The following is a 24066-nucleotide window of genomic DNA, read 5'->3' as shown; positions in this document are numbered from 1 at the left end:
TCTCTTCATAGTGAATTTTCGAAAAACTCTTCACGAACGGTGGCGCTCATGCAGCCAGCCGTTTCGTCTCTTCACCGGCGTTCGCCCGCATCAATTGCGTTGGCGCCACGTGCCATCCTGTCCCGGTTACATCACTTGCCGGATGATTCCCGCACGAAGCTTGGGCGTCGTTTGCGCAAGAAGGCAGCTATTTCCAAGGAAAACCGAATCGCTGGGAGCACTGCCTGCTTCGTCTCATCCGGTTGAGCCGGACCCTAACTGCATTCCCGGGTATTGCCAAGCGGTTTTTTCGCACTGCATCAGGGCTTTCAACGCTCGAACACCAGAACTCTGTCATTGCCGCCGAGATCGCGATGTGACCCGGTTAACACATAGCCGGCTGCCGCGAATATCCCGGTGACCTCGTTTTTCTGCGTATGGCCGATCTCGACCGCTACCTTGCCTTGCGCTTGCAGAAATTCCGCCGCTTCAGCGGCAATGACCCGATAGGGGTCCAAACCGTCCCCACCGCCGTCCAGGGCCCGGTGCGGGTCGAAATCGCGGACCTCGTCCTGCAGATTTCCGATGTCTCGACTGGGTATATAGGGAGGATTCGAGGCAATTACATGGTAGTGGCCCGAAACTTTTTCGAACCAGTTGGAATGCAAGGCTTTGAAGCGTTCGCCGAGCCCCAGGTCCCGGGCGTTTCCGGCCGCAACTGCCAATGCGTCGAGCGAAATGTCGACGCCAGTCGCGGTGGCCGCCGGAACTGCGCTGAGCAGCGCCAGCGCGATGGCGCCGGTGCCCGTGCCGAGATCGAGAATGCGGCATTCGCCAAGCCTTTCGGCCGTTGCCCGCGCAAAGGGCAGGACGGCGTCGACCAGCGTCTCGGTATCCGGCCGGGGCTCCAGCGTCTCCGCCGAAAGCGAAAGGCGCAAACCGTAGAATTCGCGGTAGCCGAGGATGCGGTGCACCGGCTCGCCTGCGACGCGACGCCTCAGGGCCGCTTCGATGGCCGAAAGCGCCGCCGAACCCACTTCTTGTCCCGGTTCGGCGATGGCCTGGGTACGGGTCGTGCCCGAGAAATGCTCGACGATCAGCCGCGAATCGAGCGCCGGATCGTCGATGCCGGCTATAGCCAGACGCTCGCGCGCTGCCCTGAGCAGCGGTCCGAGCGCGGCGGGCAGTCGATCAGCCATCGAGGCTCATATCGGCAAGCAGCTTCGACTGATGATCGGCGATCAGCGCGCCGACGATCTCGTCCAAGTCGCCCATCATCACCCGGTCGAGCTTGTAGAGCGTCAGATTGATGCGGTGGTCGGTGACACGGCCTTGCGGGAAATTGTAGGTGCGGATGCGCTCCGAGCGGTCGCCGGAGCCGACCTGCGATTTTCGCGATGACGAGCGCTCCTCATCCGCGCGGCTGCGCTCGAGATCGTAGAGTCTGGCCCTCAGGATCTGCATGGCGCGCGCCCGGTTCTGGTGCTGCGACTTTTCCGCCTGCACCACCATGATGCCGGTCGGCAAATGGGTGATGCGAACCGCCGAATCGGTGGTGTTGACGTGCTGGCCGCCCGAGCCGGAGGCCCGCATCGTGTCGATGCGGATGTCCTCCGCCCGGATTTCGACATCGACCTCCTCGGCCTCGGGCAGCACGGCGACGGTCGCGGCCGAGGTGTGGATGCGCCCGCCGGCCTCGGTTTCCGGCACGCGCTGCACGCGGTGCACGCCGGATTCGAACTTCAGATGCGCGAACACGCCCTTGCCCGATACCGCAGCGACGATTTCCTTGTAGCCGCCTACCTCGCCCTCGCTCGCCGATACCACCTCGAAGCGCCAGCCGCGCGAGGCGGCATAGCGCTCATACATGCGAAAGAGATCGCCGGCGAACAACGCCGCCTCGTCGCCGCCTGTGCCGGCGCGGATTTCGAGGATGGCGTTCCTCTCGTCGGCCGCATCCTTGGGCAGCAGCAGGATCTGGATGTCCTTCTGCAGCGCCTCGATGCGGCTCTCGACCTCCGGCAGGTCGGCCTCGGCCAGCGCGCGCATCTCGGCATCGGTCGCTTTGTCGGCAAGCATCGCCTCGAGGTCCGCCTGCTCCTGCTCGGCGGCGCGCAGCGCCCGGATCTTGCCCACCATCTCCTGGATGTCGGCATATTCCGAAGCCATCTTCACATAGGCGTCGGCGGCGGGTCCGGCCGACATCTGCGCCTCGAGCATGTCGAAACGCTTGACGACTTGATCCATACGGTCGCGGGGCAGGTTGATCATGATCTTCGAACTTCGATGGAATTCACGTCAGGGCGAGCCGAAAATGGCGAGTTTCGAGAACCGGAGCGGAATGTACATTTAGGTACCGGAGCACCGGAAGCGCAGAAAATCGCCATTTGCAGGCCGCCCTCACGTGAATCTAGAGCGGAATCGAGCGATCGTCTGCAAAGGCCTGTAGCAAGGCTCGCATCGGCAATTTCTGGCTGGGCGCCATTAGATTGTCGTCGAAAAAGGCCTTCAGTTCCTGCAGCGGCAGCTCGGTCAGCATCGCCTTGACCGGGCCGATCGATGCCGGCGACATCGAGATCGAGCGGAAGCCCAGGCCGATCAGCGCCATGGCCGAGATCGGCTTGCCGGCCAGTTCGCCGCAGAGCGTCACCGGGGTGTCGTTGCGCACGCCGGCATCGGCAATCGTTTTCAGCACCCGCAGAAACGGCGTCGACAGGTTGTCGAAGCGGTCGGCGAGCTGGGTGTTGCCGCGATCGACGGCCATGACGAACTGGAAGAGGTCGTTGGAGCCGACCGAAACGAAATCCACCGCCTTCATCAATTCGTCGAGCTGGAACAGCAGCGACGGCACTTCCAGCATCGCGCCGAGCTTGAGGCTGGTGGGCAGGTGATGCGCAAAGCGTGACAAATGCCGGACTTCGCGGTCGATGATCTCGCGCGCCTGCGCTATTTCCGACAGCTCGGTCACCATCGGCAGCATCAGCTTCAGCTCGCGGCCGCCGCTGGCCTTCAGCAGCGCCCGTATCTGAGTCCTGAGCAGGCCGGGACGGTCGAGGGTGAGCCGGATCGCCCGCCAGCCCAGCGCCGGGTTCTCTTCCTGCACCGCGCCCTTGAAATAGGGCAGCACCTTGTCGCCGCCGATGTCGATGGTGCGGAAGGTGACCGGCTTGCCGCGCGCCGCCTCGAGCACGTCGCGGTAAAGCCGTTCCTGCGCCTCGGCGCGGGGGAAGGTCGAGGCGACCATGAACTGCAATTCGGTGCGGAACAGGCCGATGCCGGCGGCGCCCGATTCGGTCAGCTGCGGCAGGTCGACGGCCAGGCCCGCATTCATCAGCAGATCGACCGGAACGCCGTCCTTGGTCAGCGACGGCTTCTTGCGCAGCTCGCGATAGACCTCCTGCCGCCGCGCCCTGAAGCGGACTTTTTCGGCATAGGCGGCTTCCAGGTCGGATTGCGGCCTGAGATGGATGGTGCCTTCCTCGCCGTCGACGATGATGGCGTCGCCGTTTTCCGCCATGGAAACGGCGCCCTTCATTTGTCCGGCGACGGGAATGCCCATGGCGCGCGCGACGATCACGACATGGCTGGTGGCGGCGCCATCCTCCAGCACAAGGCCGCGCAGTTTGTCGCGCGGATAGTCGAGCAGCTCGGCCGCGCCCATAGAGCGGGCGACGATGATGGCGTCCTTGGGCAGCGAGGCCGCGACATCTTCCGGACCGCGTCCCATCAACTGGCGCAGCAGCCGGTTGGCGAGGTCGTCGAAATCGCTCATCCGCTCGCGCAGATAAGGGTCGGTCATGTGCAGCATGCGCGCGCGCATGTCGCTCTGCACCTTTTCGACGGCGGCTTCCGCCGTCAGGCCGTTGCGGATCGCCTCTTCCAGCCGCCGCACCCAACCGCTGTCGTTGGCGAACATGCGATAGGCCTCGAGCACCTCGCGGTGCTCGCCCTCGAACGCGACCTCGCGCCGCTCCAGCATGTCGTCGATGGAGAGCCGGAGCGAGCCGAGTGAGGACTGCAACCGGCGCACCTCCTCCTCGCTGTCCTCGTTGAAGAGGTTGGTGACAACGATGCGCGGCTCGTGCAGCACGACATGGCCGAGCCCGACGCCCTCATTGAAGGAAAGGCCGGTGAAGCTCACCGGGCGGCGCAGGTCGAGCTCCAGCCCCGGCTTGGTCAGGCGGGCGAGATCGCCGGTGGCGATCATCTCGGCGATCACCATCGCCGTCGTTTCCAGCGCCTCGACCTCGTCGTCGCGGTAATGGCGCATGGTCTTGTTCTGCACCACCAGCACGCCTAGCGTGCGCCCTGCCCGCAGCACCGGCACGCCGAGGAAGGAGTTGTAGATCTCTTCGCCCGTCTCCGGCAGGTAGGCGAAAGCCGGATGCTCCTGCGCATTGGATAGATTGAGCGGTCGCGCGCTGGCGGCGATCGTGCCGACCAGGCCCTGCCCGAGCCGCAGCTGCGCCAGGTGGACGGCGTTGGGGTTCAAACCTTCGGTGGCGTAGAGCTCGAGCACCGAATCCGCGCGCAGCACATAGAGCGAGCAGACTTCGGCGACCATGTTGGAGGCGATGTCGCGCACGATGCGGTCGAGCCGCTCCTGCGGCTCCAGCGGCTCCTGCATGAGCTCGCGAAGCCGTTTGAGCAGAACGCGCGGGCCACTGGCCGTATCACGCATCGCGGCTTGTTCTCCAATGGGCATTTCGCCCGCCGCAGTTTCTCCCGCGGCCGGCGTTCACGCAACAACTGACTCAGTTCTTGCTATTGCTTATCGAGCCCGTAGACGGAATGCAAAGTACGAACTGCAAGTTCCGTATAGGGACCGTCGATCAGTATCGAGATTTTGATCTCGGAAGTGGTGATGGCGCGGATGTTGATCGCCTTGTCGGCGAGCGCCTTGAAGGCGGTGGCGGCGACGCCGGCGTGGCTGCGCATGCCGATGCCGATGACCGAGACCTTCGACATGCCGGCTTCCGACTGGACGACGTCGTAGCCGACATCGGGTTTCAGCCTCTCCAGCACGGCAAGCGCCTTGTCGACGTCGCCGGACGGCACGGTGAAGGTCATGTCGGTGAACTTGCCGTCCTCGGAGATGTTCTGGACGATCATGTCGACATTGATGTTGGCTTCGGCCAGCGGGCCGAAGATGCCGGCGGCAACGCCTGGACGATCGCCGACGCGGCGCAGCGAGATCTGCGCTTCGTCCTTGGCGTAGGCAATTCCGGTGACGACCTGCTGTTCCACGATCTCTTCCTCGTCGCAAATAAGCGTTCCGGGCGGATTGAGCAAATCCCCCATTCCGGGCGCGTCGGGATCGTCGAAGGACGACCGCACGAAGGTACGCACCCTGTGTACCATGGCAAGCTCGACCGAGCGTACTTGCAGCACCTTGGCGCCGAGCGAAGCCATTTCGAGCATTTCCTCGAACGAAATCTTGGCCAGCCGACGGGCTTTCGGCTCGATACGAGGGTCGGTCGTGTAGACGCCGTCGACATCGGTATAGATGTCGCAACGGTCGGCCTTGACCGCCGCCGCGATCGCCACGGCGCTGGTGTCGGAGCCGCCGCGGCCGAGCGTCGATATGCGGTTGTCCGGGCCGATGCCCTGGAAACCGGCGATGACGGCCACCTGGCCCTCGCCGAAGCGCTTGATCAGGAAGGCGCCGTCGATATCGAGGATGCGTGCCGCGCCATGCGCATTGTCGGTCTTGATCGGGATCTGCCAGCCCTGCCAGGACCGTGCATGGATGCCCATGTTCTGCAGCGTGATCGCCAGGAGACCGGCCGTGACCTGCTCGCCCGACGCGACAACGGCGTCATATTCGCGCGCGTCGTGCATGGGCGAGGCTTCGCGGGTCCAGCCGACCAGCTCGTTGGTCTTGCCGGCCATCGCCGAGACCACCACGGCAACCTCGTGGCCGGCATCGACCTCGCGTTTGACATGGCGCGCCACGTTGCGGATGCGGGCGATGTCGGCGACCGAGGTTCCGCCGAATTTCATCACGATACGCGCCATGGAAGCGAAATGCCTTTGACTGAAGCCGGCTCGAGCCCGGAACGAGAGGAAACGCCGGGTAAGCCCGGCGCCGGAATGCGCGGCCTCCTTAGCCAAAACAGCAACGCTTCGCAAGCGAGCGCAGCCAAGAGCGGCCCGGCACCGTCTATCCTGACAGAATCTTGTCGCCGATCATGCCATAAGACCGACGAAACGGCCCGTTGGGAGATTGTCATGACCGAAACCCTGGAAATCGTCACCTTCCGCCTCAAGCCCGGCGCCGAAGCCGGCTTTGTCGCCAGCAACGGCGTCATCACTGACTGGCTCGCCCGGCAGCCAGGCTTCCTCAGCCGGCATCTCGGCCGGCGAGAGGATGGAAGCTGGGTGGACGTGGTGCGCTGGCAGAGCATGGAACAGGCCCAGGCGGCGGCCGACCGCATCATGCCCGAGATCGGCGGCAGCGAAGCCGTGCAGGCGATCGAGCCGGACAGCGTCGCCATGAACCATGCAACGATCGCGCTGTCGCGTTGATCACGACATTGCCGGTCGCGCGCTCGCGGCTCAGGTAGCGCTTCGCCACAGACCGGGATAGTCGAGAACGAAACCGGCCGGCGAGACCGTCAGGACAGCATCGTAGCCGTACACGGGTGCGGCATAAGCATAGCGGCTGTCGTCGAGCCGCCGGTAGGTCTGTTCGAGGCGCGAGAGCCTGAGTTCAGGAAAGGCTAGATAGGCGGCCGGCGCCGGCGCCGCCATGCCGGCGCCAAGCTCGAGCCGACGGATCGCCACAAGGTTGGTGGCGGGCGTGAAGCCGAGATCGACGTCGACGAGGCCGGCAACCTCCGCCTGGCTTGCGCCGTTCAGCAGCCACTGGCCGTCGGCAAGACGTTCAATCTGGTAACGCATCTCCCGCATGCCGCAAAAGCCGTCGACCCGCGCCCTGCGGGTACGCCAGCTCAGGTCGCAATCCACCTCATAGGCAAGGCCGCACGGACCGGCGTCGTTGACGAAAAGCGCATGGCCTTTGAGGGTCCGGCCATCATCCGTCTCGCCAAGCAGGCAAGCGTCGTGCCCTTCCAGGTCGAGCCGTTGCCAAAGGATCGAAGCCAGAATTCGCATTTTCGCACACTCCCGTCTCGGTCTCGCTCCCTGTTCATGACAGCTTTTCGTTCGCCCATCCGATTTGTTTCGGCAGCGCGGCAACCAAGCTGTCAGGTGCTGACAGAACGCGGCCTGATCCATCGACATGGTTGGACCTGCCGGCGGTCTGACGTCAGCAGCAAAAAACCCGCCTTGACATTCCCTCCCCCGCGCCCGACTTCCTAGCGTTCCCCGACTTCTTGGCGTTCGAGGAGACCCGCCTATGCCAGAGCCCCGCCGATCGACCATCGATGCCGGAGAAGTGGAACGCTTCTCCGCCCTTGCCGCCGAATGGTGGAACCCGAACGGCAAGTTCCGTCCGCTGCACAAGTTCAATCCGGTGCGGCTTGCCTATATCCGCGATCAGGTTGCGGCCCGTTTCGGCCGCGATCCTCGCGCGGCGCGGCCTTTCGATGGCCTGCGCTTCCTCGATATCGGCTGCGGCGGCGGTTTGCTGTGCGAGCCTATGGCCAGGCTTGGCGCCGAAGTGGTCGGCGCCGATGCTTCCGCGACCAACATCGAAGTGGCGAAGCTGCACGCGGCGGAGGCCGGCGTCAGCGTCGACTACCGCGCCACCACGGCCGAGGCGCTGGCCGATGCCGGCGAGACCTTCGATGTTATCCTGAACATGGAAGTGGTCGAGCATGTCGCCGATGTCGACCTGTTCGTGGCCAAATGCGGCCAGATGGTCCGCCCCGGCGGCATCATGTTCGTCGCCACCATCAACCGCACGCTGAAGGCGCTCGGCCTTGCCATCATCGGCGCCGAATATCTGCTGCGCTGGCTGCCGCGCGGCACGCATCAGTTCGGCAAGCTGGTCCGTCCGGAGGAACTGGCGAAGGCGCTGGGCGCTGCCGGGCTCACGGTGATCGACCGCACCGGCGTCATCTACCATCCGCTGGCCGATCGCTGGCAGAAGTCCAGGGACATGGACGTCAATTACATGGTGCTGGCGGAGAAAGCTTCGGTCTGAACGGCGGCAAGCCGGACCGCTCGTCTCACGCCTCCAGTGGCCGGCGGCAACGAGAACTAGAGCGTTTCACCGTTTCACGGAAACGGCGAACCGCTCTATCTCTTTGTTTTGGCGCAATTCCGGACGGAAAACCGCTCACACTTTTCCTGGAATTGCTCTAGCTGCGGGACGCCGCCGGCTCGACCCGGACCGGCGCCGGCGCGCCGGTCTGGTTTTGCGCCTTGGTCGTGATGAACACGCCGACGGTGATGATGGCGGCGCCCAGCCAGGTCAGAAGCTGGTAGTGCTCGCCGAGGAAGATCGTGCCGGCGAACAGGCCGACGGCCGCCGCCACATAGCCGATCTGGCTGAGATAGACCGGCCCGCCGACCGCCTGCAGGCGGAAGAAGAAGGCGAACATCGCCGAGGCCGACGCTACCTGGCCGACGACCACGAGCGGCACGCCGCCGAGCGGAATGAAGGCTTGCCCGCCCAAAAGCGTCAAAATGCCGATGAGGAGCAGCGTGGCCGAGGCCAGATGGCTGCCGACCGCAAGTTCGATCGGGCCGGTGCCTTGCGGCCAGTCGACGGTGCGGTAGATGTTGCCGGCGGCAAGGCTGACCGGGATGAGCAGCCCGATCGCCACCCAGAAATAGTCGGCCGGCTGCCCTGCCTCGCCGCGCGTCAGCGCGACCATCGCCGCGCCAACAAAGCCGACGGCGATGCCGATGACCCCGAGCAGATTGGGGCGCCTGACACCGAGCACGATCGAGAACACCAGCGTGATCACCGGCGACAGGGTGAACATGATGCCGGTGTAGCCGGCGCCGAGATGCGGGATGGCCGAGAACATCAAAAGATTGGGAATGACGTAGGAAATCGCTGCGGTGACGAAGAAATAGCGCAGCTTGTGCGGGGTCAGCCGGATGCGCTCGCCGCCCAGTAGAAGCGCCAGAAACAGCACGCCGCCTGCGCCCAGCGAGATGACGAAGGCCCAGACCATGGCCGGCACCCCGGCAGCGGTGGCGAGCTTGCCGAACGGCAGCGTCATGCCCAGCAGGCTGCCCGTCACGACCAGAAGCCAAATCGCTGAATCCCAGAGAAGTCTCATTGGTTCGTCCTGTCCCTGCGAGACCGCTTGGCGGCCAGTTCCTGTTGCAGTAAGATAATGCCAAGATTCTTTATGTCAAGATACTTTATGGTGAGCAACATGGATCGAGCAGGCAAAGCCATGGAGCAGTGGCGACGGGAGCGACCGGACCTCGACGTGTCGCCGATGGGCGTCATCGGGCGGCTGAACGAGGTCTCGGCGCTCATCGCGCGCGACCGCCTGGCGCCGGTCTTCGCCCGCTTCGGGCTGCAGTCCGGCGAATTCGATGTGCTGGCGACGCTGCGCCGTTCCGGCGCGCCCTATGCGCTGACGCCGACCGAGCTTTACGAGGCGACGATGGTGACGTCGGGTGCCATGACCGCACGCCTCGACCGGCTGGAGAAGGCCGGCCTTATCCAGCGCGCGCCGCATCCCAACGATCGGCGCGGTGTGGTGGTGCAATTGACCGGGAAAGGGCTCGAGCTCATCAACGAAGCGCTTGCCGCCCACGTCGCCAACGAGCACGAAATCCTCGCCGGCCTGACACGCGAGGACCGGGACATGCTGGCGAAACTGCTGGAAAAACTGATCGGAAGCTTGGGCCAAACCTCTGCCTAGCGTATGCTTCCTGCTTTCCACCTTCGTGAACTTGCGCCAAGGTGTATTGAGATTCAGGTCAGGCCGAGCCGAGAATGGTGGCTTACGAGAACCGGAGCGGAGCGTACTTAAAGTACGTGAGCACCGGAAGCGCAGGAAGCCGCCATTCGCAGGCCGGCATCACCTGAATATCGACACACCTCAGTTCCGGTCGTCCGGAAAGCTCGGAATCGGCATGAACTCGACGCCGTCCTCGACGAGGCTCTGCGCCTCTTCCGGCGTCGCTTCGCCGTAGATGCCACGTGGATCGGTCTCGCCAAAATGGATCTTGCGCGCTTCCTCGGCGAATTTGTCGCCGACATAGTCGGCATTTTCGCGTACCTTCTCGGCCAGTGCCTTGAGCTGCGCCAGCGCCTGCTTCTGCGCCTCGCCGATGGCCAAAGCGACCTTCTCTCGGCTGCGGGACGTTGAGACGGCGGGCGCCATCAGCGCCTTCTCTATCCTGTGCGAGCCGCAGCGCGGGCAATCGACGAAACCGCGCTTCTTCTGGGTGTCGAAGTCGTCATTGCTGCGGAACCAGGCTTCGAATTCGTGCTCGTGTTCGCAGATCAGGGAAAAACGGATCAAGAGGCGGCACCCCTGAAACGCGGCGCTTCGCTTGTCCCGGCATTGACGGTGAAATCCCGCGCGTTCTTCAGATTGGGGATCTTGCGGCGCGCGGCAAGCGACTGCGCCGGATCGATCTCGGCGACGATCACCCCGGGTTCGTCATGCGCGGCCTCGGCGACGATGCGCCCCCACGGATCGACGATCAGCGAATGGCCATAAGTTTCGCGCCCGTCCTCATGCAGGCCGCCCTGCGCGGCGGCGATGACATAGGCGCCGTTCTCAATGGCGCGGGCGCGCAACAGCACGTGCCAATGCGCCTCTCCGGTCTGGCGCGTGAAAGCGGCCGGCACCGTCAGCACCTCGGCCCCGGCCATCGCCTCGGCGCGAAACAGCTGCGGAAAGCGCAGGTCGTAGCACACTGCGAAGCCCAGCATCGTCCCCTCGATATCGGTCACGACCGCTTCCGTTCCCGGCTCGTAGGAGGCGGATTCACGCCAGCTCTCGCCATTGTCGAGATCGACATCGAACATATGGATCTTGTCGTAACCGGCAATAAGGGCGCCGTCGGGCGAGAACAGGAACGCGCGGTTGGCGAGCTTGCCGTCGGCGCGCAGAATCGCCGTCGAGCCGACATGCAGATAAATGCCGAGCTCCTTCGCCAGCTTGCGCGCAGTCGCGACGACCACGTCCTTGTCTTCGGTGGTGAAGGCGGCCGCCCCCGCCTGCTTGTCGCGGATCAGCGCACCGGTCATTTCCGGCGTCTGGACGTAGGTGGCACCCTGATGTGCAGCATCGCGGACCAGTCTTTCCATGTCGGCCGCATTGCGCTCCGGGCTGGTCCCCGAACGCATCTGCACCGCCGCCGCCTTGAAAACACCCATGATCAAGCCCTCGCTTCGTTGGCAAGCAGCACGTCCAGCCGCCCCTGCGACTCCAATTCATGGAGATCGTCGCAGCCGCCAACATGCGTGTCGCCGATGAATATCTGCGGAAAAGTGGTGCGCCCATGCGCCCGTGAAATCATTTCCTGACGCAATGCCGGCGAGAATGAGGCATCGTGCTCGGTATAGGTCACGCCCTTGCGCTCGAGCAACCGCTTGGCGGCCGTGCAGTAACCGCACATCATGCGCGTATAGATCGTCACATCGACCATCAATCAGCAATCCTGCCTATCCACGTCGCCCGACAGTTGCGCGAAAACGACATGCACCAAAACAACAACTTAAGCACTATATAGTTGCAGACTCATCGGCCCGGAAGTCCCCCGGCAGGACGCGCGCGAAGGTCAGCACGTCGACCGCTCCGGCGCCGCCCCTCTTCAGCGCCTTGGCGACGGCCCGCACCGTTGCGCCGGTGGTGTAGACATCGTCGACCACGAGCACCCGGCGCCCCGCTATCTCGATTTCAGCGTCCGGCGGCACGCGAAACGCGGCGCGCACATTCTCCTCGCGCTCGTGCCGTTCGAGCCCGACCTGCTGGCGCGTCAGCTTCACGCGCCTGACCGCGGATGGCGAGAAGGGCAGCCCGCTGAGCTTTGCAACGGCCCGACCGAGTTCCGCGGACTGGTTGAACTGGCGCCGGAAGAAGCGCCGCCAGTGCAACGGCACCGGCACGACCAGGTCGGCCTCCGCAATCAGCTCGGCGCCGGCCCGCATCATCCAGTTCGCCATCCAGGGCGCTAGGTCGGTTCGGTCCTGATATTTCAGCCCTTGCACCATCTGCCGCGCGACGCCCGAATAGAGGACGGCGGCCCGCGCCCGCTCGAAGGGCGGCGGATCGGCGATCGCCTCGGCGGAAAGAAACCCCTCGCCCATGTCGTGCGTGAAGGGCGTGCCCATCACCGGGCACCAGGGTTTTTCCAGCAGCCTAAGCTTCGGCCAGCAGGCGCCGCACAGCACGCCGGGTTGCGACACATGACGACGGCAGCCGGCGCAAACCGGCGGAAACAACAGCCGCGCCGGCCAGGCCAGTGCCTGCCGCATCATATCCTGGACCGCTGTGGTCTTGATCTTGTGCACCGGATCGGCCACGTGAAAGGAAACCCCGCGCCACCTTAACACCACTCCGGTACGCGCGGACAACAGGAAGCTTTTCATTGCAGCCCTTGATCGACACCGAGCTCTGGCTCGCTCGCAAGCGCCGGGCACTCGCGCGCCCCGTCGAAGGCGCCGATTTCCTGATGCGCCGGGCCGCGGAGGACCTTGCCGACCGGCTGGGCGCCGTCGAACGCCGCTTCGGCAAGGCGGCCGCGCTGTTCTGTCAGACTTCAGCGGCCGTGGACGTGCTTGCCGGCAGCGGCAAGGTCAGCGAGATCGTGCGCGTCGAGATGGACGAAGCGCTTCTGGCCGGCGGCACCGGCCTGGTAGCGCCGCCTGAGACCGTGCCGTTCGAGGAGGCCAGCCTCGATCTCGTCGTCTCCCTGCTCTCGATGCATGCGATGAACGACATTCCCGGCGTGCTTGCGCAAATCCGCCGGGCGTTGCGACCGGACGGGCTTTTCCTCGGCGCTTTCGCCGGCGCGGGCACATTGGCGGAATTGCGCGAGAGCATGCTGGCTGCCGAGACGGAGCTTTACGGCGGCGCAAGCCCGCGCATCCTTCCCTTCACCGACGTGCGCGACGCCGGCGCGCTGTTGCAGCGCGCCGGCCTGGCCTTGCCGGTCGCCGATGTCGAAACGGTCGCGGTGCGCTACGACACGCTGTTCGACCTCGCCGCCGACCTGCGCGCCATGGGCGAAACAAACGCGCTCGTCGATCGCAGCCGCAGGCCGGTCGGCAGACGGCTTTTTGCCCGCGCCGCGGAGCTCTACGCCGAACGGTTCGCGGATCCGGATGGCCGTATCCGCGCGAGTTTTTCGATTGTCTGGATGTCCGGCTGGGCGCCCGACGCCTCGCAGCAAAAGCCGCTCAAGCCGGGATCCGCCAAGGTCTCGCTCAAGGCGGTCCTGGAGAACCCGTCTAGGACCTGAGTGCCCCCCGTGATGCCGTCAGTGAGCGAAGGCGTTGGCAAGCTTGCTGTTGTTGTCGGTGAACAGCCACACCAGCCCGTCTGCCGCCTGTTTGACCCCGGCAATGATGGCCAGCGACAACACCGCGACGATCAGACCATATTCGACGGCCGTAGCGCCCGTTTCGTCTTGAATGAATTGCTGCAGCAGGTTTTTCATGATCACCGATCCCTCATGCAGAAACTCTAATGCCCTACCCGTTAAGAAAGGTTAACGGCAAAAGCTTAACAGCGAGTGAAACGCCGTCGCGCCGGAAAATCATTAACCAAGTCAGCACTCGCCGCTGCGGCTGCCGTCATTGCGGATGACGCAGATTGAACTGGGAAAGGGCTGCAGCACGCTGCGGCGCACCGTATATGTATTGGGGCGGTGGCCGATCGATCCGGTCGCGGTCATGTCGAGCCCGCCCGCGAAGCCGTCGCGAACGCTCTGCGGCCGGGTCTGGTTGTCCAGGAAAGGCGTTGCGATCAGCGCCAGCGCCACCGCCGCCGAGCCGAAGAGAAGCGTGATCCGCAGGATGCCCATGCCGGCGTCCACCGCGCGAAATCCCCGGTCAGGTCGGATCGAATCCCAGTCTCTTTCAAGGCTCATGCCGTGTTTCCCAGTCATCGACGACATCGCCGCGCGAAGCGGCCTCGCGCAATTTTTCACGTCGAGATAAATCTTCCATTAATGCTGACTAAACCAGCTCCCGGAAACGTGCGGAAACACTCGGCCGCCCGGGAAACGCCGACCTGCCGCCAAGTCGGCGCGAAACTACAAAAGGTCGATGAGGAACTGGATCAGCGGCGCGTCGGCCGGCGGCATCGGATAGTCGCGCATCTGCCGCGGCCTGACCCATTTGAGCCCCTGGCCTTCCCTGGGCTGCGCGATACCACGAAAGCGGCGGCAGACATAGAGCGGCATCAGGAGATGGAAATCGTCATAGGAGTAGCTGGCGAAGGTGAGCGGCGCCAGGCATGGGATCTCGGTCTCGATGCCGAGTTCCTCATGCAACTCGCGCACCAGGCACTCCTCCGGCGTCTCGCCGGGCTCGACCTTGCCGCCTGGAAACTCCCACAGACCGGCAAGCTGCTTGCCCTGCGGGCGCTGCGCCAGAAGCACGCGCCGGTCGGTATCGACCAGCGCGCAGGCGGCGACCAGCAGCAGTCGCTTTCCGGCCGGCTTGACCTCGCTCATGCGCCCGGCGGCCGACGATAGTGGTAGCGATAGACTTCCTCGAAGCCGAGCGACCGGTAGAGCGAGAGCGCCGGCAGATTGCCGGCCTCGACCTGTAGCCAGGCCTCCCGCGCGCCGCGCAGCCGTGCCCATTTCAGCGCCGACAGGATGAGATTGCGGCCATGGCCCTTCTTGCGCGCCGACTTTTCGGTGGCGACCTCGAACAGACCCGCGAGATCGCCGTCATGAACGCAGATCAGCGTCGCCAGCGGCTCGTTGCCGTCCTCGAGCGCGAACAGCCCCGCTTCCGGCTGGATGGCGCCGATGACCTCGGACAGGCCGGGCCGCAGCGAGGCGTCCGAGCCGCTCGTCCTCAGCGAAGCGCCGATGAAACGGCTGATGTCCTTGAGCGGAATCTGGTCCATGGCCGCGCCAAGCTCGACCTCCTTCAGCGGCAACCGCATCACCAAAGATTCGTCGAACATGTTCCAGCCGGCCTTGTCGAGATGCGTGGACAAGACCTGTCCCGACAGCGGCGACATGCGAAAGGTGAGCGGCCTGCCATAGGCGTCGAAGCGTCTTGCGGCGCGGCCGATGCGCTCTTCGATGGCGTGCGTGTCGCCCGGATCGAGCGGATTGACCGAGTTGAGGCGCTTGGCGGGGAGACCTGCGGTCAGCCGCACGACCCAGGTCCCGTCATAATGGACGGCGGCCGCCGGCCAGGCGCGAAAACCCGCCGCCTCGTAGCGACGCACAACCGCGAGCACGCTTGCCGGATGCCTCGACACCGGCGCCATCAGCTCCGGTAATCGCCATTGATGGCGACATATTCCTTGGTGAGGTCGCAGGTCCACACCGTCGCCTTGCCGCGGCCGATGCCGAGATCGGCGCGGATGCGGATATCGTCGCGCTTCATATAGGCCGAGGTCGCTTCCTCCGAATAGGCCGGATCGCGCTCGCCCTCATGCGCCAGGCGGTTGTCGCCGAACCAGATCGACAGCCGGTCGCGGTCGGCCGGCTCGCCGGCCTTGCCGACGGCCATGACCACGCGGCCCCAATTGGCGTCCTCGCCGGCGACGGCCGTCTTGACCAGCGGCGAGTTGGCGATCGAGAGCGCGATGCGCTTGGCCGAGCGGGCGGATTTCGCGCCGGTGACGGTGACCTCGACCTGCTTGCGCGCGCCCTCGCCGTCGCGCACCACCTGCAGCGCCAGCGACTTCAGCACCTTGCCGAGCGCCCGGCGGAAGGCGCCGAGCCGCGCGTCCTTGGGGTCGCCGATCGGCGGCGCGCCGCGCGCCGCGGCCTTGCCGGTGGCGAAGAAGAGCAGCGTGTCGCTGGTCGAGGTGTCGCTGTCGACGGTCACCGCATTGAAGGTCTTGGCCGTGCCGCGCGACAGCAGGTCCTGTAGCACGGGAGCTGCGATCGGCGCGTCGGTGGCGATGAAGGAGAGCATCGTCGCCATGTCGGGCGCTATCATGCCGGCGCCCTTGGCGATGCCGTTGATGGTGACGTCGGTGTCGCCGATTTTGACCGTCGCCGTCGCCACCTTCGGATAGGTGTCCGTGGTCATGATCGCCTTGGCCGCCTCGGTCCACTGATCCGGCCTGCCGTCCTTGATCAGGCCGGCGAGCAGATGGCTGAATCTGGTCGTGTCGAGCGGCTCGCCGATGACGCCGGTCGAGGCCAGGAACACCTCGCTCTGCGAACATCCGGCGGCCTTCGCCGCCGCCTCGCCGGTCAGCGCGGTCGAAGCCTGGCCCTTCTTGCCCGTGAAGGCGTTGGCATTGCCGGAATTGACCACCAGGACACGCGCCTTGCCGGCGGGCAGGTTCTGACGGCAGAAGTCGACGGGCGCCGACGGACATTTCGACCTGGTGAACACGCCGGCGACAGCCGTGCCCGGATCGAAGGCCATGGCCAGCAGGTCGGTTCTGTTGCGGTACTTGATACCGGCTTCGGCGGTCGCGATGCGCACACCCTCGATGACCGGCATCTTCGGATATTTCTTCGGTGCGAGCGGCGAAATCGTAGCAGACATCGGTATCCCGGAGCGGCAAGAACACGAAAGGAAGGAAGCCGGTTTGCCCGATAGCGCGCGCCGGCGCAAGAGGCGTTCTGGCCGCGCCTTGCCGGCTTGGCCGGCGGCCTTGCAATTGGAAACACGTCGTTTCGTTTCGTCACCGAAGCCAATATGATCGGCCGCAGATTCACCGACCAAGGAAGACCTCGATGGGCGAAGCCGCCGCTCGCGGGCGCAAGTCGATCGGCGCAAAACGCAGTCCCGAGAGCGCCGATGCCATCCTCAATGCCGCCGAGGCGGTGTTGCGCGAGGCGGGCTATGCCGGCTTCTCGATCGAGGCCGTCGCCCGGCGGGCGCGGGCGGGAAAGCCGACCATCTATCGCTGGTGGCCGAGCAAGGCGGCCCTGCTGATCGAGGTTTACCAGCGGCAGAAGCGCGTCGAGACGCCCGATACCGGAAACGTCGAGGACGATCTGGCCGGCTTCCTCGAGAATCTGTTCGCGCACTGGCGCGACACCCCGTCGGGCAACATCTTCCGCTCGCTGATCGCAGAGGCGCAGTCGGACGAGACGGCCGCGGCCGCGCTTGCCGAATATTCAAAAGGACGCCGCAGCCATACCGGCCGGATGATCGAGCGCGCCAAGGCGCGGGGCGAGGTGGCGGCCGATGTCGATGCCGGGATCGTGGCCGACCTGGTCGCTTCTTTCGCCTGGCGGCATCTGCTGACCGAACGGCTCGACGAGGACAAGGCGGCGATCCGCGCCGCCATTCGCTACATCACGCGGGGCATAATGAACGCTTGACCCCCGAAAACGAAAGGGCGCCCTCGGGCGCCCTTTCAGAATTATCCAGCCGCAAGCGGATTACTTGCCGGCTTCCAGCGTGTCGATGTCCTTCTTGAGCTTCTCGTCCGGGATCTCGACCTTGGCGGCCGCACGCAGCTCCTTGACCATGGCGAAATACTTGTCGCGGATCACCGCCTGCTTGGCCTGGTCCTTGACGTCGTCGAAGGCCGGCGGCTGCTTGGCGCGCTTGTCCTCGACCTTGATGACGTGCCAGCCGAACTGCGACTGCACCGGCTCCTTCGAATATTTGCCGACGTCGAGCGCGAACGCCGCCTTGTCGAATTCTGGCACCATCTGCCCGGGGCCGAACCAGCCGAGATCGCCGCCGCTGGTCTTGCCGCTCGGATCGCTGGTGTGTTCGTTGGCGAGCTTCTGGAAATCGGCGCCGCCGTCGAGCTGCTTGATGATCGCCTCGGCCTCTTCCTTCGTCTTCACGAGGATGTGACGGGCATGGATTTCGTTGACCGGCGGCGTGTTGGCGATCTCCTGGTCATAGCGGGCGCGCACTTCGGCGTCCGTCACCTTGTCGACCACTTCCTTCTCGACGACCTCGCCATGCAGGGCTCGCGCCTGCAGGAAAGCCATGCGGCGCTGGAAGTCGGCGTCCTTGTCGAGGCCGCTGTCGACGGCCTTCTTGGCCATGACGCGGATTTCGATCGCCGCCGAGAGGGCCGCCGCGCGGCGCTGTTCAGGCGGCAGTTGCGCGAACTGCTGCGACAGTTCGCCTTCGGCGAGCCGAAGATCGGCCTCGGTCAGCTTCTCGCCATTGACGGTGGCGATCACGGCATTGGGATTGACCGGCGCCGCCGGAGCAGCCGCGGGCGCCGTGGCGTCCGGCTGGGCGGGCTTGGTCTCTTGCGCCATCAGCGGCGAGAGGCAAAGAGCCGAGAGCCCGAAGGCCAGACCGAGGCTGGCGAGCGAGGCGCGGCGGATCGACAGGGACATCAAGATAAACTCCAATGGGGATTGCCAATAAGGATCGCGTGAGCGGAAGGGTTCCAGATCAGTCGAATTGTGGCGGAATTTGGCGCTGCCGATAGGGCTAACGCGGCGTTGACATCGATTGAGCCCCCTCTTATCTGTCCAACGACTTGGCGTCCAGAACCGTTTTCCGGGCGCTTTTTGCGTTTGTCCGCACTCACGCGGATTTGATGGGCCCGCCAGGTGCCTGTCGCAAACGGCTAAATTGCTATCGAAAGGGCCATTGGATGGTCAGTCTCGGCGGTCTCGCCCGTAAGGTTTTCGGTTCTTCCAACGACCGCCGCGTCAAGTCGACCCGGCCAAGGGTCGAAGCCATCAACGCCATGGAAAACGAGATGCGGGCGCTTTCCGATGCCGAGCTTGCGGGGCGCACGGAAAAGTTCCGCCAGGATCTCGCCAACGGCGCTGCGCTCGACGATCTCTTGGTTCCCGCCTTCGCCACGGTGCGCGAGGCCGCCCGCCGCGTGCTTGGCATGCGTCCCTTTGACGTGCAATTGATCGGTGGCATGGTGCTGCACAATGGCGGCATCGCCGAGATGCGCACCGGCGAGGGCAAGACGCTGGTCGCCACCTTGCCGGTTTACCTCAATGCGCTCGCCGGCAAGGGCGTGCATGTGGTCACCGTCAACGACTATCTCGCCAAGCGCGACGCCGAATGGATGGGCCGCGTCTACAAATTCCTCGGCCTGACCGTCGGCGTCATCGTCCACGGCCTTTCCGACGAGGAACGCCGTGACGCCTATGCCTGCGACGTCACCTATGCCACCAATAACGAGCTCGGCTTCGACTATCTGCGCGACAACATGAAGTATGAGCGCTCGCAGATGGTGCAGCGTGGACACTCGTACGCCATCGTCGACGAGGTCGATTCTATTCTGGTCGACGAAGCGCGCACGCCGCTGATCATTTCCGGTCCGCTCGAGGACCGCTCGGAAATGTACAACACCATCGACGCCTTCATGCTGAAGCTCGGCCCGGCCGACTATGAGGTCGACGAGAAGCAGAAGACGACGATCTTCACCGAGGACGGCACCGAGAAGCTGGAAAACATGCTGCGCGACGCCGGCCTGTTGAAGGGCGAGTCGCTCTACGACGTCGAGAACGTCGCCATCGTCCATCACGTCAACAACGCGCTGAAGGCGCATCTGTTGTTTCAGAAGGACAGGGACTACATCGTGCGCAACGGCGAGATCGTCATCATCGACGAGTTCACCGGCCGCATGATGCCGGGCCGCCGCTATTCGGAAGGCCTGCACCAGGCGCTCGAAGCCAAGGAGCACGTGCAGATCCAGCCCGAGAACCAGACACTGGCCTCCGTCACCTTCCAGAACTATTTCCGCCTCTACAAGAAGCTTGCCGGCATGACCGGCACGGCGCTGACCGAGGCGGAGGAATTCGGCAACATCTACGGCCTCGAGGTCACCGAAATCCCGACCAACCTGCCGGTCATCCGCAAGGATGAGGACGATGAGGTCTACCGGACGGTCGAGGAGAAGTACAAGGCGATCGTCAGGGAAATCCGCGAAGCCAGCGCCAAGGGCCAGCCGACGCTGGTCGGCACCACCTCGATCGAGAAATCCGAGCAGCTGGCCGAGCGCCTGCGCAAGGACGGCTTCAAGGACTTCGAAGTGCTGAACGCCCGTCACCACGAGCGCGAGGCGGCCATCGTCGCCCAGGCCGGCAAGCCCGGCGCCATCACCATCGCCACCAACATGGCCGGCCGCGGCACCGACATCAAGCTCGGCGGCAATGCCGAGATGCGCATCGCGGAGGAACTTGGAGACATGCCCGAGGGCCCCGAGCGCGAGGCCAGGGAAAGGGAAATCCACGCCGACGTCGAGCGCCTGAGGGAAAAGGCGCTGGCCGCCGGCGGCCTCTATGTTCTGGCCACCGAACGCCACGAATCGCGCCGCATCGACAACCAGCTTAGAGGTCGTTCGGGAAGACAAGGCGATCCCGGCCGCTCGAAATTCTTCCTGTCGCTGCAGGACGATCTGATGCGCATCTTCGGCTCCGAGCGCATGGACGGCATGCTGCAGAAGCTCGGCCTCAAGGAAGACGAGGCGATCATCCATCCCTGGATCAACAAGGCACTGGAAAAAGCGCAAAAGAAGGTCGAGGCGCGCAACTTCGATATCCGCAAGAACCTCCTGAAATATGACGACGTTGCCAACGACCAGCGCAAGGCGGTGTTCCAGCGGCGCATCGAGCTGATGGACGGAGAAGGTCTCGCCGAAACCATTGCCGAGATGCGCGAAGGCGTTATCGAGGAGATCGTCGCCAAGAACATCCCCGAAAACGCCTATGCCGAGCAGTGGAACGTCGCCGGTCTCAAGGAGGAAGTGGCGCAGTACCTCAACCTCGACCTGCCGGTCGAGGAATGGGTCAAGGAAGAAGGTATCGCCGAGGATGACATTCGCGAGCGCATCACGGCCGCCGCCGACGCCGCCGCCAAGGAGCGCGCCGACCGCTTCGGCCCCGATGTGATGAACTATGTCGAACGCTCGGTGGTGCTGCAGACGCTCGACCATCTGTGGCGCGAGCACATCGTCAATCTCGACCATCTGCGCTCGGTCGTCGGCTTCCGCGGCTACGCCCAGCGCGACCCGCTGCAGGAATACAAGAGCGAGGCCTTCGAGCTGTTCCAGGCCATGCTCGGCAATCTGGAGCAGGCCGTCACCGCACAGCTGATGCGCGTCGAGCTGGTGCGCCAGGCGGCCGATGCGCCGCCGCCTGAAGCGCCCGAGATGTTCGGCAGCCATATCGACGGCTCCACCGGCGAGGATGATTTCCAGGGCGGCGAGACCGCGCTTCTGGTGCGTCAGGACACCAACGCCGTCGTCGCACCGGAAAACCGCGATCCGAAGAACCCCGCGAGCTGGGGCAAGGTCGGCCGCAACGAACTCTGCCCCTGCGGCTCCGGCAAGAAGTACAAGCACTGCCACGGCACGTTCGCCTGACGCCTATTTCCTTCTCCCCGTCCAACGGGGAGAAGGTGCCCGAAGGGCGGATGAGGGGCAGCGCCGGGGCCGGCGGTTTCCTTCAGGCGCAGAAAACAAGCCTCACACCAGACCCGACGCGCGCGCCGCGGCAGCCGCTTCGCCGCGCGAGATGACCTCCAGCTTCTCCAGCACGGCCGAAACGTGGTGATCGACCGTCTTGGGCGAAATGGTCAGATGCGCGGCGATCTTCTTGTTGGAAAAGCCTCGCTCGAGAAGTTCCAGGACTTCCATCTGGCGCTGCGTGAGGCCGGCCTGGTTGGCGCGCGTCGCCTGTCGCGGCCCTCTCGCGATGTGACTGACGCCGCTTTCCCGCATGAGGCTGCGCGCCTGCTGCGCGACCGCCCTCGCGCCAAGGTCCTCGAAAATGGCGAGCGCCTCGCGCTGCGCCGCTTCGTCGCCGAGCAGCAAGGCCATTGCCTGTTCGAAAGGCGCCCCCATGTCGGCCCATAACCTGGCGGCGGCGCGCCAATCGCCCGTCAGTTGCAGGCGGTGCGGCTCCGCCATGCCGTCCGTGTCGCCGGGTTCGGATCCCGGCGACAACAGTTCCCGCCAGGTGGCAAGTTCGCCGAACACGGCCGGCGTTGGCGCGAGATTTTCGGCAACCGCGATCAGCCGCAAGGCTTCCTGCTTGTCGGCTTGTCCAAGCCAGGCCGATTCGGCCAGCACCTGGGCAAACGCCACGAGGCGCTGCAGCTCCATGCCCTTGTCCAGGAACCGCCTCATCTCTTCGACGATCGGCTCGGCCGACGGGTCGCCGCGGCGGATGCGCAATCGTGCCAGCGCCACCAGCGACGGATAGCGCACCAGCGGCGTCGTTGCGTCGTCGTCGACAACCTCATGCGCCATTGTCGCGGCGTCGTTCCAGAAGCCGCGGCGAAGCAAAAGCTGCGCCTGCACGCCGCGCATGTAGTCGCGCCATGTCGCGAGATCGTTCTCGACGCAATAGCCGATGCCGCGATCCAGGAACGACGCCGCCTCCTTGAAGTTGAGCCTGTTCATCTCGACGCAGGCGCAGTTCGTGAAGGCGCGCGCCGCATGCTCCTGGTAGTTGCCCGACAGCGCAATCCCAAGACTGCGGGCGAGATCGCGCCGCCCCTTGGCAAAATCCAGCCATTGTCCGGCGGCGCCGACATTGTTCAGCGCATGACATAGAATGTCCGCCCGGTTGAGCCGCTCCGCCAGCTCGACCGCCTTGCCGCCGAGCGAAAGGGCGTCCTCGAGCCGCTCGGCCAGCATCGCCAGTTGCGAGAGGTTCGAATAAGCCATCGCCAGCTCGGCGCTGTCGGGCGCAGTCTCCAGAAGCCCCACGGCCTGCTCTCCGAAACGGTCCGCTGCCTCGCGATCGCCGAGCAGATAGGCAAAGCGCGACAGGCATCTGAGGCTGTCGCCTTCCTTGAGCCGGTCGCCCAGCGCCTGGCGCAGCTGGCGCGCCCGGCCCTGCGCTTCCATCGCCGCCTCGACGCGGCCGATCAGGTGACACTCGAAGGCATGCCCTTCGTAAAGTTCAGCCCGCTTCTCGATCGGCAGGGTATCCGCATAGCGCAGCGCGACCTCGTAATAGCCCGCCGCATCGCGATGCGCGCCGACGCGGGATGCCTCGCGCGCGGCAACCGGCGCAAGCTCGCGCACCACGTCGAGGCTTTGCGCTTCCACGGCATGATGCACCAGCCTTGCGGTGGCGACTTGCGGATTTTCCCGTAATGCCGCCAGCGCGCGCTCATTGTACTCGCGTCGTTTGCTGGGCGTCAGCGCCATCTCGATGGCCGTGCGGGCGATCTCGTGCCGGAAAGCATAGCCATCGCCGAAATCCTCGAGCAGGCCGTTGGCGACGCATTCGGCGAGCTGGCCGGCGGCGGCGATCCCGCAAAGGCCGCTCAGCGCCCAGGCATCGGCGCGACGCGGAAACACCGAGACCGCGTCGAGCATCGAGCGGGCGCCGGGCGACAATCTTTCGGCGCGCGCCAGCACGGCGTCGCGGACGCTCGCCGGCAACGCACCATCGACTGCGGCGGCGAGCAGCTCGGTGACGAAGAAGGCGTTTCCCGCCGTTGCGCGGTAGATCGCGTCGCCGTCGCGCGCGGCCGCCGCGGCGAGCGAGAGCACCGCGCTTTCGCTGAGCAGCGGCACTTCTATGCGTTGGATGTTGCCGGCCGGTATCTCGCCGAGCGCCCGGCGCACGCGCATCTGTCCTTCGCTGCGGTCGGTGCGCGCCGTGATCAGAAGCAGGATGTGCGTGTTTGCAATGCGCCGGCCGAGGAAACGCACGAAATCGAGCGTCGCATCATCGGCCCAGTGCAGGTCCTCGATGACGAGCAGGGATGGACCTTTCGCCTCGAAAACGTCGAGCGCCTCGGAAAACAAGGGCAGCCGCTGCACCTGGCGGTCGTCGATCGCTAGCGGCGGCTCCCACTGCGCCTCGCGCGCCAGATCGTAAAGCGGCCCCAGGGGATCGGGAATGGAGAGATCCTCGCAGGCGCTGCGAAGCACGGTCAGGTCGTTGCCCAAGCGGCTTGCGAACGCCTCGGCCAGCGCCGTCTTGCCGGCGCCGGCCTCCCCCGACAGGACCACGACGCGGCCGCGCCCGCCTGTTGCATCCGCCAGCAAGGCATCCATTTGCTGCAGCTGCGTCTGCCGTTCCAGAAGCATTGTCACTCTCTCGCCAAATCAGAATTTCCATCGTGGCGGGCCG

At 65.0% G+C, this 24066-nt stretch carries 23 protein-coding genes; 6 read left to right on the top strand and 17 right to left on the bottom strand.

Features of this window, described 5'->3' with window-relative positions; all coding sequences use genetic code 11:
- Window positions 1-308: 308 nt before the first annotated feature.
- From prmC to LB525_RS19775, 4 genes are all read right to left on the bottom strand, one after another.
- Window positions 309-1178 (bottom strand): peptide chain release factor N(5)-glutamine methyltransferase, encoded by an 870-nt coding sequence (gene prmC / locus LB525_RS19790; protein WP_224546100.1) that lies wholly within the window; start codon window positions 1176-1178, stop codon window positions 309-311.
- Entirely contained in the window at window positions 1171-2250 is a 1080-nt protein-coding gene (prfA, locus tag LB525_RS19785) for a peptide chain release factor 1 (RefSeq protein WP_224546097.1), read from the bottom strand. Before prfA ends, prmC begins: the two co-directional genes overlap by 8 nt.
- Window positions 2251-2389: 139 nt before the next feature.
- Window positions 2390-4660 (bottom strand): phosphoenolpyruvate--protein phosphotransferase, encoded by a 2271-nt coding sequence (ptsP, locus tag LB525_RS19780; protein ID WP_140632771.1) that lies wholly within the window; start codon window positions 4658-4660, stop codon window positions 2390-2392.
- An 83-nt stretch (window positions 4661-4743) separates the two neighbouring features.
- A complete protein-coding gene (locus LB525_RS19775; RefSeq protein WP_140847379.1) occupies window positions 4744-5997 on the bottom strand; it encodes an aspartate kinase in 1254 nt (417 codons plus the stop codon).
- 213 nt (window positions 5998-6210) lie between these two features.
- Between LB525_RS19775 and LB525_RS19770 the strand changes: the two genes are divergently transcribed.
- Window positions 6211-6507, top strand: a complete 297-nt coding sequence (locus LB525_RS19770) for an antibiotic biosynthesis monooxygenase family protein (RefSeq protein WP_224546095.1) — start codon at window positions 6211-6213, stop codon at window positions 6505-6507.
- Window positions 6508-6537: 30 nt separating this feature from the next.
- On the opposite strand, the gene LB525_RS19765 is transcribed toward LB525_RS19770, so the two are convergent.
- Window positions 6538-7095, bottom strand: a complete 558-nt coding sequence (locus LB525_RS19765) for a putative glycolipid-binding domain-containing protein (protein WP_224546093.1) — start codon at window positions 7093-7095, stop codon at window positions 6538-6540.
- A gap of 244 nt (window positions 7096-7339) precedes the next feature.
- Between LB525_RS19765 and ubiG the strand changes: the two genes are divergently transcribed.
- Window positions 7340-8089, top strand: a complete 750-nt coding sequence (ubiG, locus tag LB525_RS19760; protein ID WP_095767522.1) for a bifunctional 2-polyprenyl-6-hydroxyphenol methylase/3-demethylubiquinol 3-O-methyltransferase UbiG — start codon at window positions 7340-7342, stop codon at window positions 8087-8089.
- 157 nt (window positions 8090-8246) lie between these two features.
- On the opposite strand, the gene LB525_RS19755 is transcribed toward ubiG, so the two are convergent.
- Window positions 8247-9179 (bottom strand): DMT family transporter, encoded by a 933-nt coding sequence (locus LB525_RS19755; protein WP_224546091.1) that lies wholly within the window; start codon window positions 9177-9179, stop codon window positions 8247-8249.
- Between the two features lie 99 nt (window positions 9180-9278).
- Here LB525_RS19755 and LB525_RS19750 point away from each other — a divergent pair, with 99 nt between their 5' ends.
- A complete protein-coding gene (locus LB525_RS19750; RefSeq protein WP_224546089.1) occupies window positions 9279-9776 on the top strand; it encodes a MarR family winged helix-turn-helix transcriptional regulator in 498 nt (165 codons plus the stop codon).
- A gap of 180 nt (window positions 9777-9956) precedes the next feature.
- Here the strand turns inward: LB525_RS19750 and LB525_RS19745 are convergent, their stop codons facing one another.
- From LB525_RS19745 to LB525_RS19730, 4 genes are all read right to left on the bottom strand, one after another.
- The gene (locus LB525_RS19745) at window positions 9957-10382 is read right to left on the bottom strand and encodes a DUF1178 family protein (protein WP_140692522.1); all 426 of its coding nucleotides are present in this window, start codon (window positions 10380-10382) and stop codon (window positions 9957-9959) included.
- A complete protein-coding gene (locus tag LB525_RS19740) occupies window positions 10379-11245 on the bottom strand; it encodes a carbon-nitrogen hydrolase family protein (protein ID WP_224546087.1) in 867 nt (288 codons plus the stop codon). The genes LB525_RS19745 and LB525_RS19740 overlap by 4 nt, the downstream gene beginning before the upstream one ends.
- A 2-nt stretch (window positions 11246-11247) precedes the next feature.
- A complete protein-coding gene (gene grxC / locus LB525_RS19735) occupies window positions 11248-11517 on the bottom strand; it encodes a glutaredoxin 3 (RefSeq protein WP_095767517.1) in 270 nt (89 codons plus the stop codon).
- Window positions 11518-11593: 76 nt separating this feature from the next.
- Window positions 11594-12394 (bottom strand): ComF family protein, encoded by an 801-nt coding sequence (locus tag LB525_RS19730; RefSeq protein ID WP_224546086.1) that lies wholly within the window; start codon window positions 12392-12394, stop codon window positions 11594-11596.
- A 65-nt stretch (window positions 12395-12459) separates the two neighbouring features.
- Here LB525_RS19730 and LB525_RS19725 point away from each other — a divergent pair, with 65 nt between their 5' ends.
- Window positions 12460-13332, top strand: a complete 873-nt coding sequence (locus LB525_RS19725; protein ID WP_224546084.1) for a methyltransferase domain-containing protein — start codon at window positions 12460-12462, stop codon at window positions 13330-13332.
- Window positions 13333-13350: 18 nt separating this feature from the next.
- Here LB525_RS19725 and LB525_RS19720 read toward each other — a convergent pair whose 3' ends face one another.
- From LB525_RS19720 to argJ, 5 genes are all read right to left on the bottom strand, one after another.
- Entirely contained in the window at window positions 13351-13530 is a 180-nt protein-coding gene (locus LB525_RS19720) for a Flp family type IVb pilin (RefSeq protein ID WP_095767573.1), read from the bottom strand.
- Window positions 13531-13641: 111 nt separating this feature from the next.
- Window positions 13642-13962, bottom strand: a complete 321-nt coding sequence (locus LB525_RS19715; RefSeq protein WP_224546082.1) for a hypothetical protein — start codon at window positions 13960-13962, stop codon at window positions 13642-13644.
- Window positions 13963-14127: 165 nt separating this feature from the next.
- The gene (locus tag LB525_RS19710) at window positions 14128-14550 is read right to left on the bottom strand and encodes a (deoxy)nucleoside triphosphate pyrophosphohydrolase (protein WP_224546080.1); all 423 of its coding nucleotides are present in this window, start codon (window positions 14548-14550) and stop codon (window positions 14128-14130) included.
- Window positions 14547-15326: a GNAT family N-acetyltransferase gene (locus LB525_RS19705; protein WP_176477018.1), complete on the bottom strand. Its 780-nt coding sequence runs from the start codon at window positions 15324-15326 to the stop codon at window positions 14547-14549. The genes LB525_RS19710 and LB525_RS19705 overlap by 4 nt, the downstream gene beginning before the upstream one ends.
- On the bottom strand, window positions 15326-16567 hold the full coding sequence (gene argJ, locus LB525_RS19700; RefSeq protein WP_224546079.1) for a bifunctional glutamate N-acetyltransferase/amino-acid acetyltransferase ArgJ: 1242 nt from the start codon (window positions 16565-16567) through the stop codon (window positions 15326-15328). Before argJ ends, LB525_RS19705 begins: the two co-directional genes overlap by 1 nt.
- 191 nt (window positions 16568-16758) lie before the next feature.
- On the opposite strand from argJ, the gene LB525_RS19695 reads away from it, so the two are divergent.
- Window positions 16759-17352 carry a TetR/AcrR family transcriptional regulator gene (locus LB525_RS19695; RefSeq protein ID WP_095767511.1) on the top strand — a complete coding sequence of 198 codons (594 nt, stop codon included), beginning with the start codon at window positions 16759-16761 and terminating at the stop codon, window positions 17350-17352.
- A gap of 60 nt (window positions 17353-17412) precedes the next feature.
- Here LB525_RS19695 and LB525_RS19690 read toward each other — a convergent pair whose 3' ends face one another.
- Window positions 17413-18339, bottom strand: a complete 927-nt coding sequence (locus LB525_RS19690; RefSeq protein ID WP_224546077.1) for a peptidylprolyl isomerase — start codon at window positions 18337-18339, stop codon at window positions 17413-17415.
- Between the two features lie 263 nt (window positions 18340-18602).
- Here LB525_RS19690 and secA point away from each other — a divergent pair, with 263 nt between their 5' ends.
- Window positions 18603-21335: a preprotein translocase subunit SecA gene (secA, locus tag LB525_RS19685; protein WP_224546075.1), complete on the top strand. Its 2733-nt coding sequence runs from the start codon at window positions 18603-18605 to the stop codon at window positions 21333-21335.
- Window positions 21336-21437: 102 nt separating this feature from the next.
- Here the strand turns inward: secA and LB525_RS19680 are convergent, their stop codons facing one another.
- Window positions 21438-24023, bottom strand: coding sequence for a helix-turn-helix transcriptional regulator (locus tag LB525_RS19680; RefSeq protein WP_224546072.1), 2586 nt, complete (start codon window positions 24021-24023; stop codon window positions 21438-21440).
- Window positions 24024-24066 lie beyond the last annotated feature (43 nt).

Origin of the sequence: Mesorhizobium sp. CA16 (assembly GCF_020165175.1) — a bacterium.
GTDB lineage: Bacteria > Pseudomonadota > Alphaproteobacteria > Rhizobiales > Rhizobiaceae > Mesorhizobium.
The sequence above is the reverse complement of the archived record's forward strand: the minus strand, read 5'-3'. Positions and strand labels throughout refer to the sequence as shown.

Excerpts from the sequence above, each read along its gene's own strand:
- prmC (WP_224546100.1), bottom strand. The coding sequence starts at position 1,178 with ATGGCTGATCGACTGCCCGCCGCGCTCGGACCGCTGCTCAGGGCAGCG.
- prfA (WP_224546097.1), bottom strand. The coding sequence starts at position 2,250 with ATGATCAACCTGCCCCGCGACCGTATGGATCAAGTCGTCAAGCGTTTC.
- ptsP (WP_140632771.1), bottom strand. The coding sequence starts at position 4,660 with ATGCGTGATACGGCCAGTGGCCCGCGCGTTCTGCTCAAACGGCTTCGC.
- LB525_RS19775 (WP_140847379.1), bottom strand. The coding sequence starts at position 5,997 with ATGGCGCGTATCGTGATGAAATTCGGCGGAACCTCGGTCGCCGACATC.
- LB525_RS19770 (WP_224546095.1), top strand. The coding sequence starts at position 6,211 with ATGACCGAAACCCTGGAAATCGTCACCTTCCGCCTCAAGCCCGGCGCC.
- LB525_RS19765 (WP_224546093.1), bottom strand. The coding sequence starts at position 7,095 with ATGCGAATTCTGGCTTCGATCCTTTGGCAACGGCTCGACCTGGAAGGG.
- ubiG (WP_095767522.1), top strand. The coding sequence starts at position 7,340 with ATGCCAGAGCCCCGCCGATCGACCATCGATGCCGGAGAAGTGGAACGC.
- LB525_RS19755 (WP_224546091.1), bottom strand. The coding sequence starts at position 9,179 with ATGAGACTTCTCTGGGATTCAGCGATTTGGCTTCTGGTCGTGACGGGC.
- LB525_RS19750 (WP_224546089.1), top strand. The coding sequence starts at position 9,279 with ATGGATCGAGCAGGCAAAGCCATGGAGCAGTGGCGACGGGAGCGACCG.
- LB525_RS19740 (WP_224546087.1), bottom strand. The coding sequence starts at position 11,245 with ATGGGTGTTTTCAAGGCGGCGGCGGTGCAGATGCGTTCGGGGACCAGC.
- grxC (WP_095767517.1), bottom strand. The coding sequence starts at position 11,517 with ATGGTCGATGTGACGATCTATACGCGCATGATGTGCGGTTACTGCACG.
- LB525_RS19720 (WP_095767573.1), bottom strand. The coding sequence starts at position 13,530 with ATGAAAAACCTGCTGCAGCAATTCATTCAAGACGAAACGGGCGCTACG.
- LB525_RS19715 (WP_224546082.1), bottom strand. The coding sequence starts at position 13,962 with ATGAGCCTTGAAAGAGACTGGGATTCGATCCGACCTGACCGGGGATTT.
- LB525_RS19710 (WP_224546080.1), bottom strand. The coding sequence starts at position 14,550 with ATGAGCGAGGTCAAGCCGGCCGGAAAGCGACTGCTGCTGGTCGCCGCC.
- LB525_RS19705 (WP_176477018.1), bottom strand. The coding sequence starts at position 15,326 with ATGGCGCCGGTGTCGAGGCATCCGGCAAGCGTGCTCGCGGTTGTGCGT.
- argJ (WP_224546079.1), bottom strand. The coding sequence starts at position 16,567 with ATGTCTGCTACGATTTCGCCGCTCGCACCGAAGAAATATCCGAAGATG.
- LB525_RS19695 (WP_095767511.1), top strand. The coding sequence starts at position 16,759 with ATGGGCGAAGCCGCCGCTCGCGGGCGCAAGTCGATCGGCGCAAAACGC.
- LB525_RS19690 (WP_224546077.1), bottom strand. The coding sequence starts at position 18,339 with ATGTCCCTGTCGATCCGCCGCGCCTCGCTCGCCAGCCTCGGTCTGGCC.
- secA (WP_224546075.1), top strand. The coding sequence starts at position 18,603 with ATGGTCAGTCTCGGCGGTCTCGCCCGTAAGGTTTTCGGTTCTTCCAAC.
- LB525_RS19680 (WP_224546072.1), bottom strand. The coding sequence starts at position 24,023 with ATGCTTCTGGAACGGCAGACGCAGCTGCAGCAAATGGATGCCTTGCTG.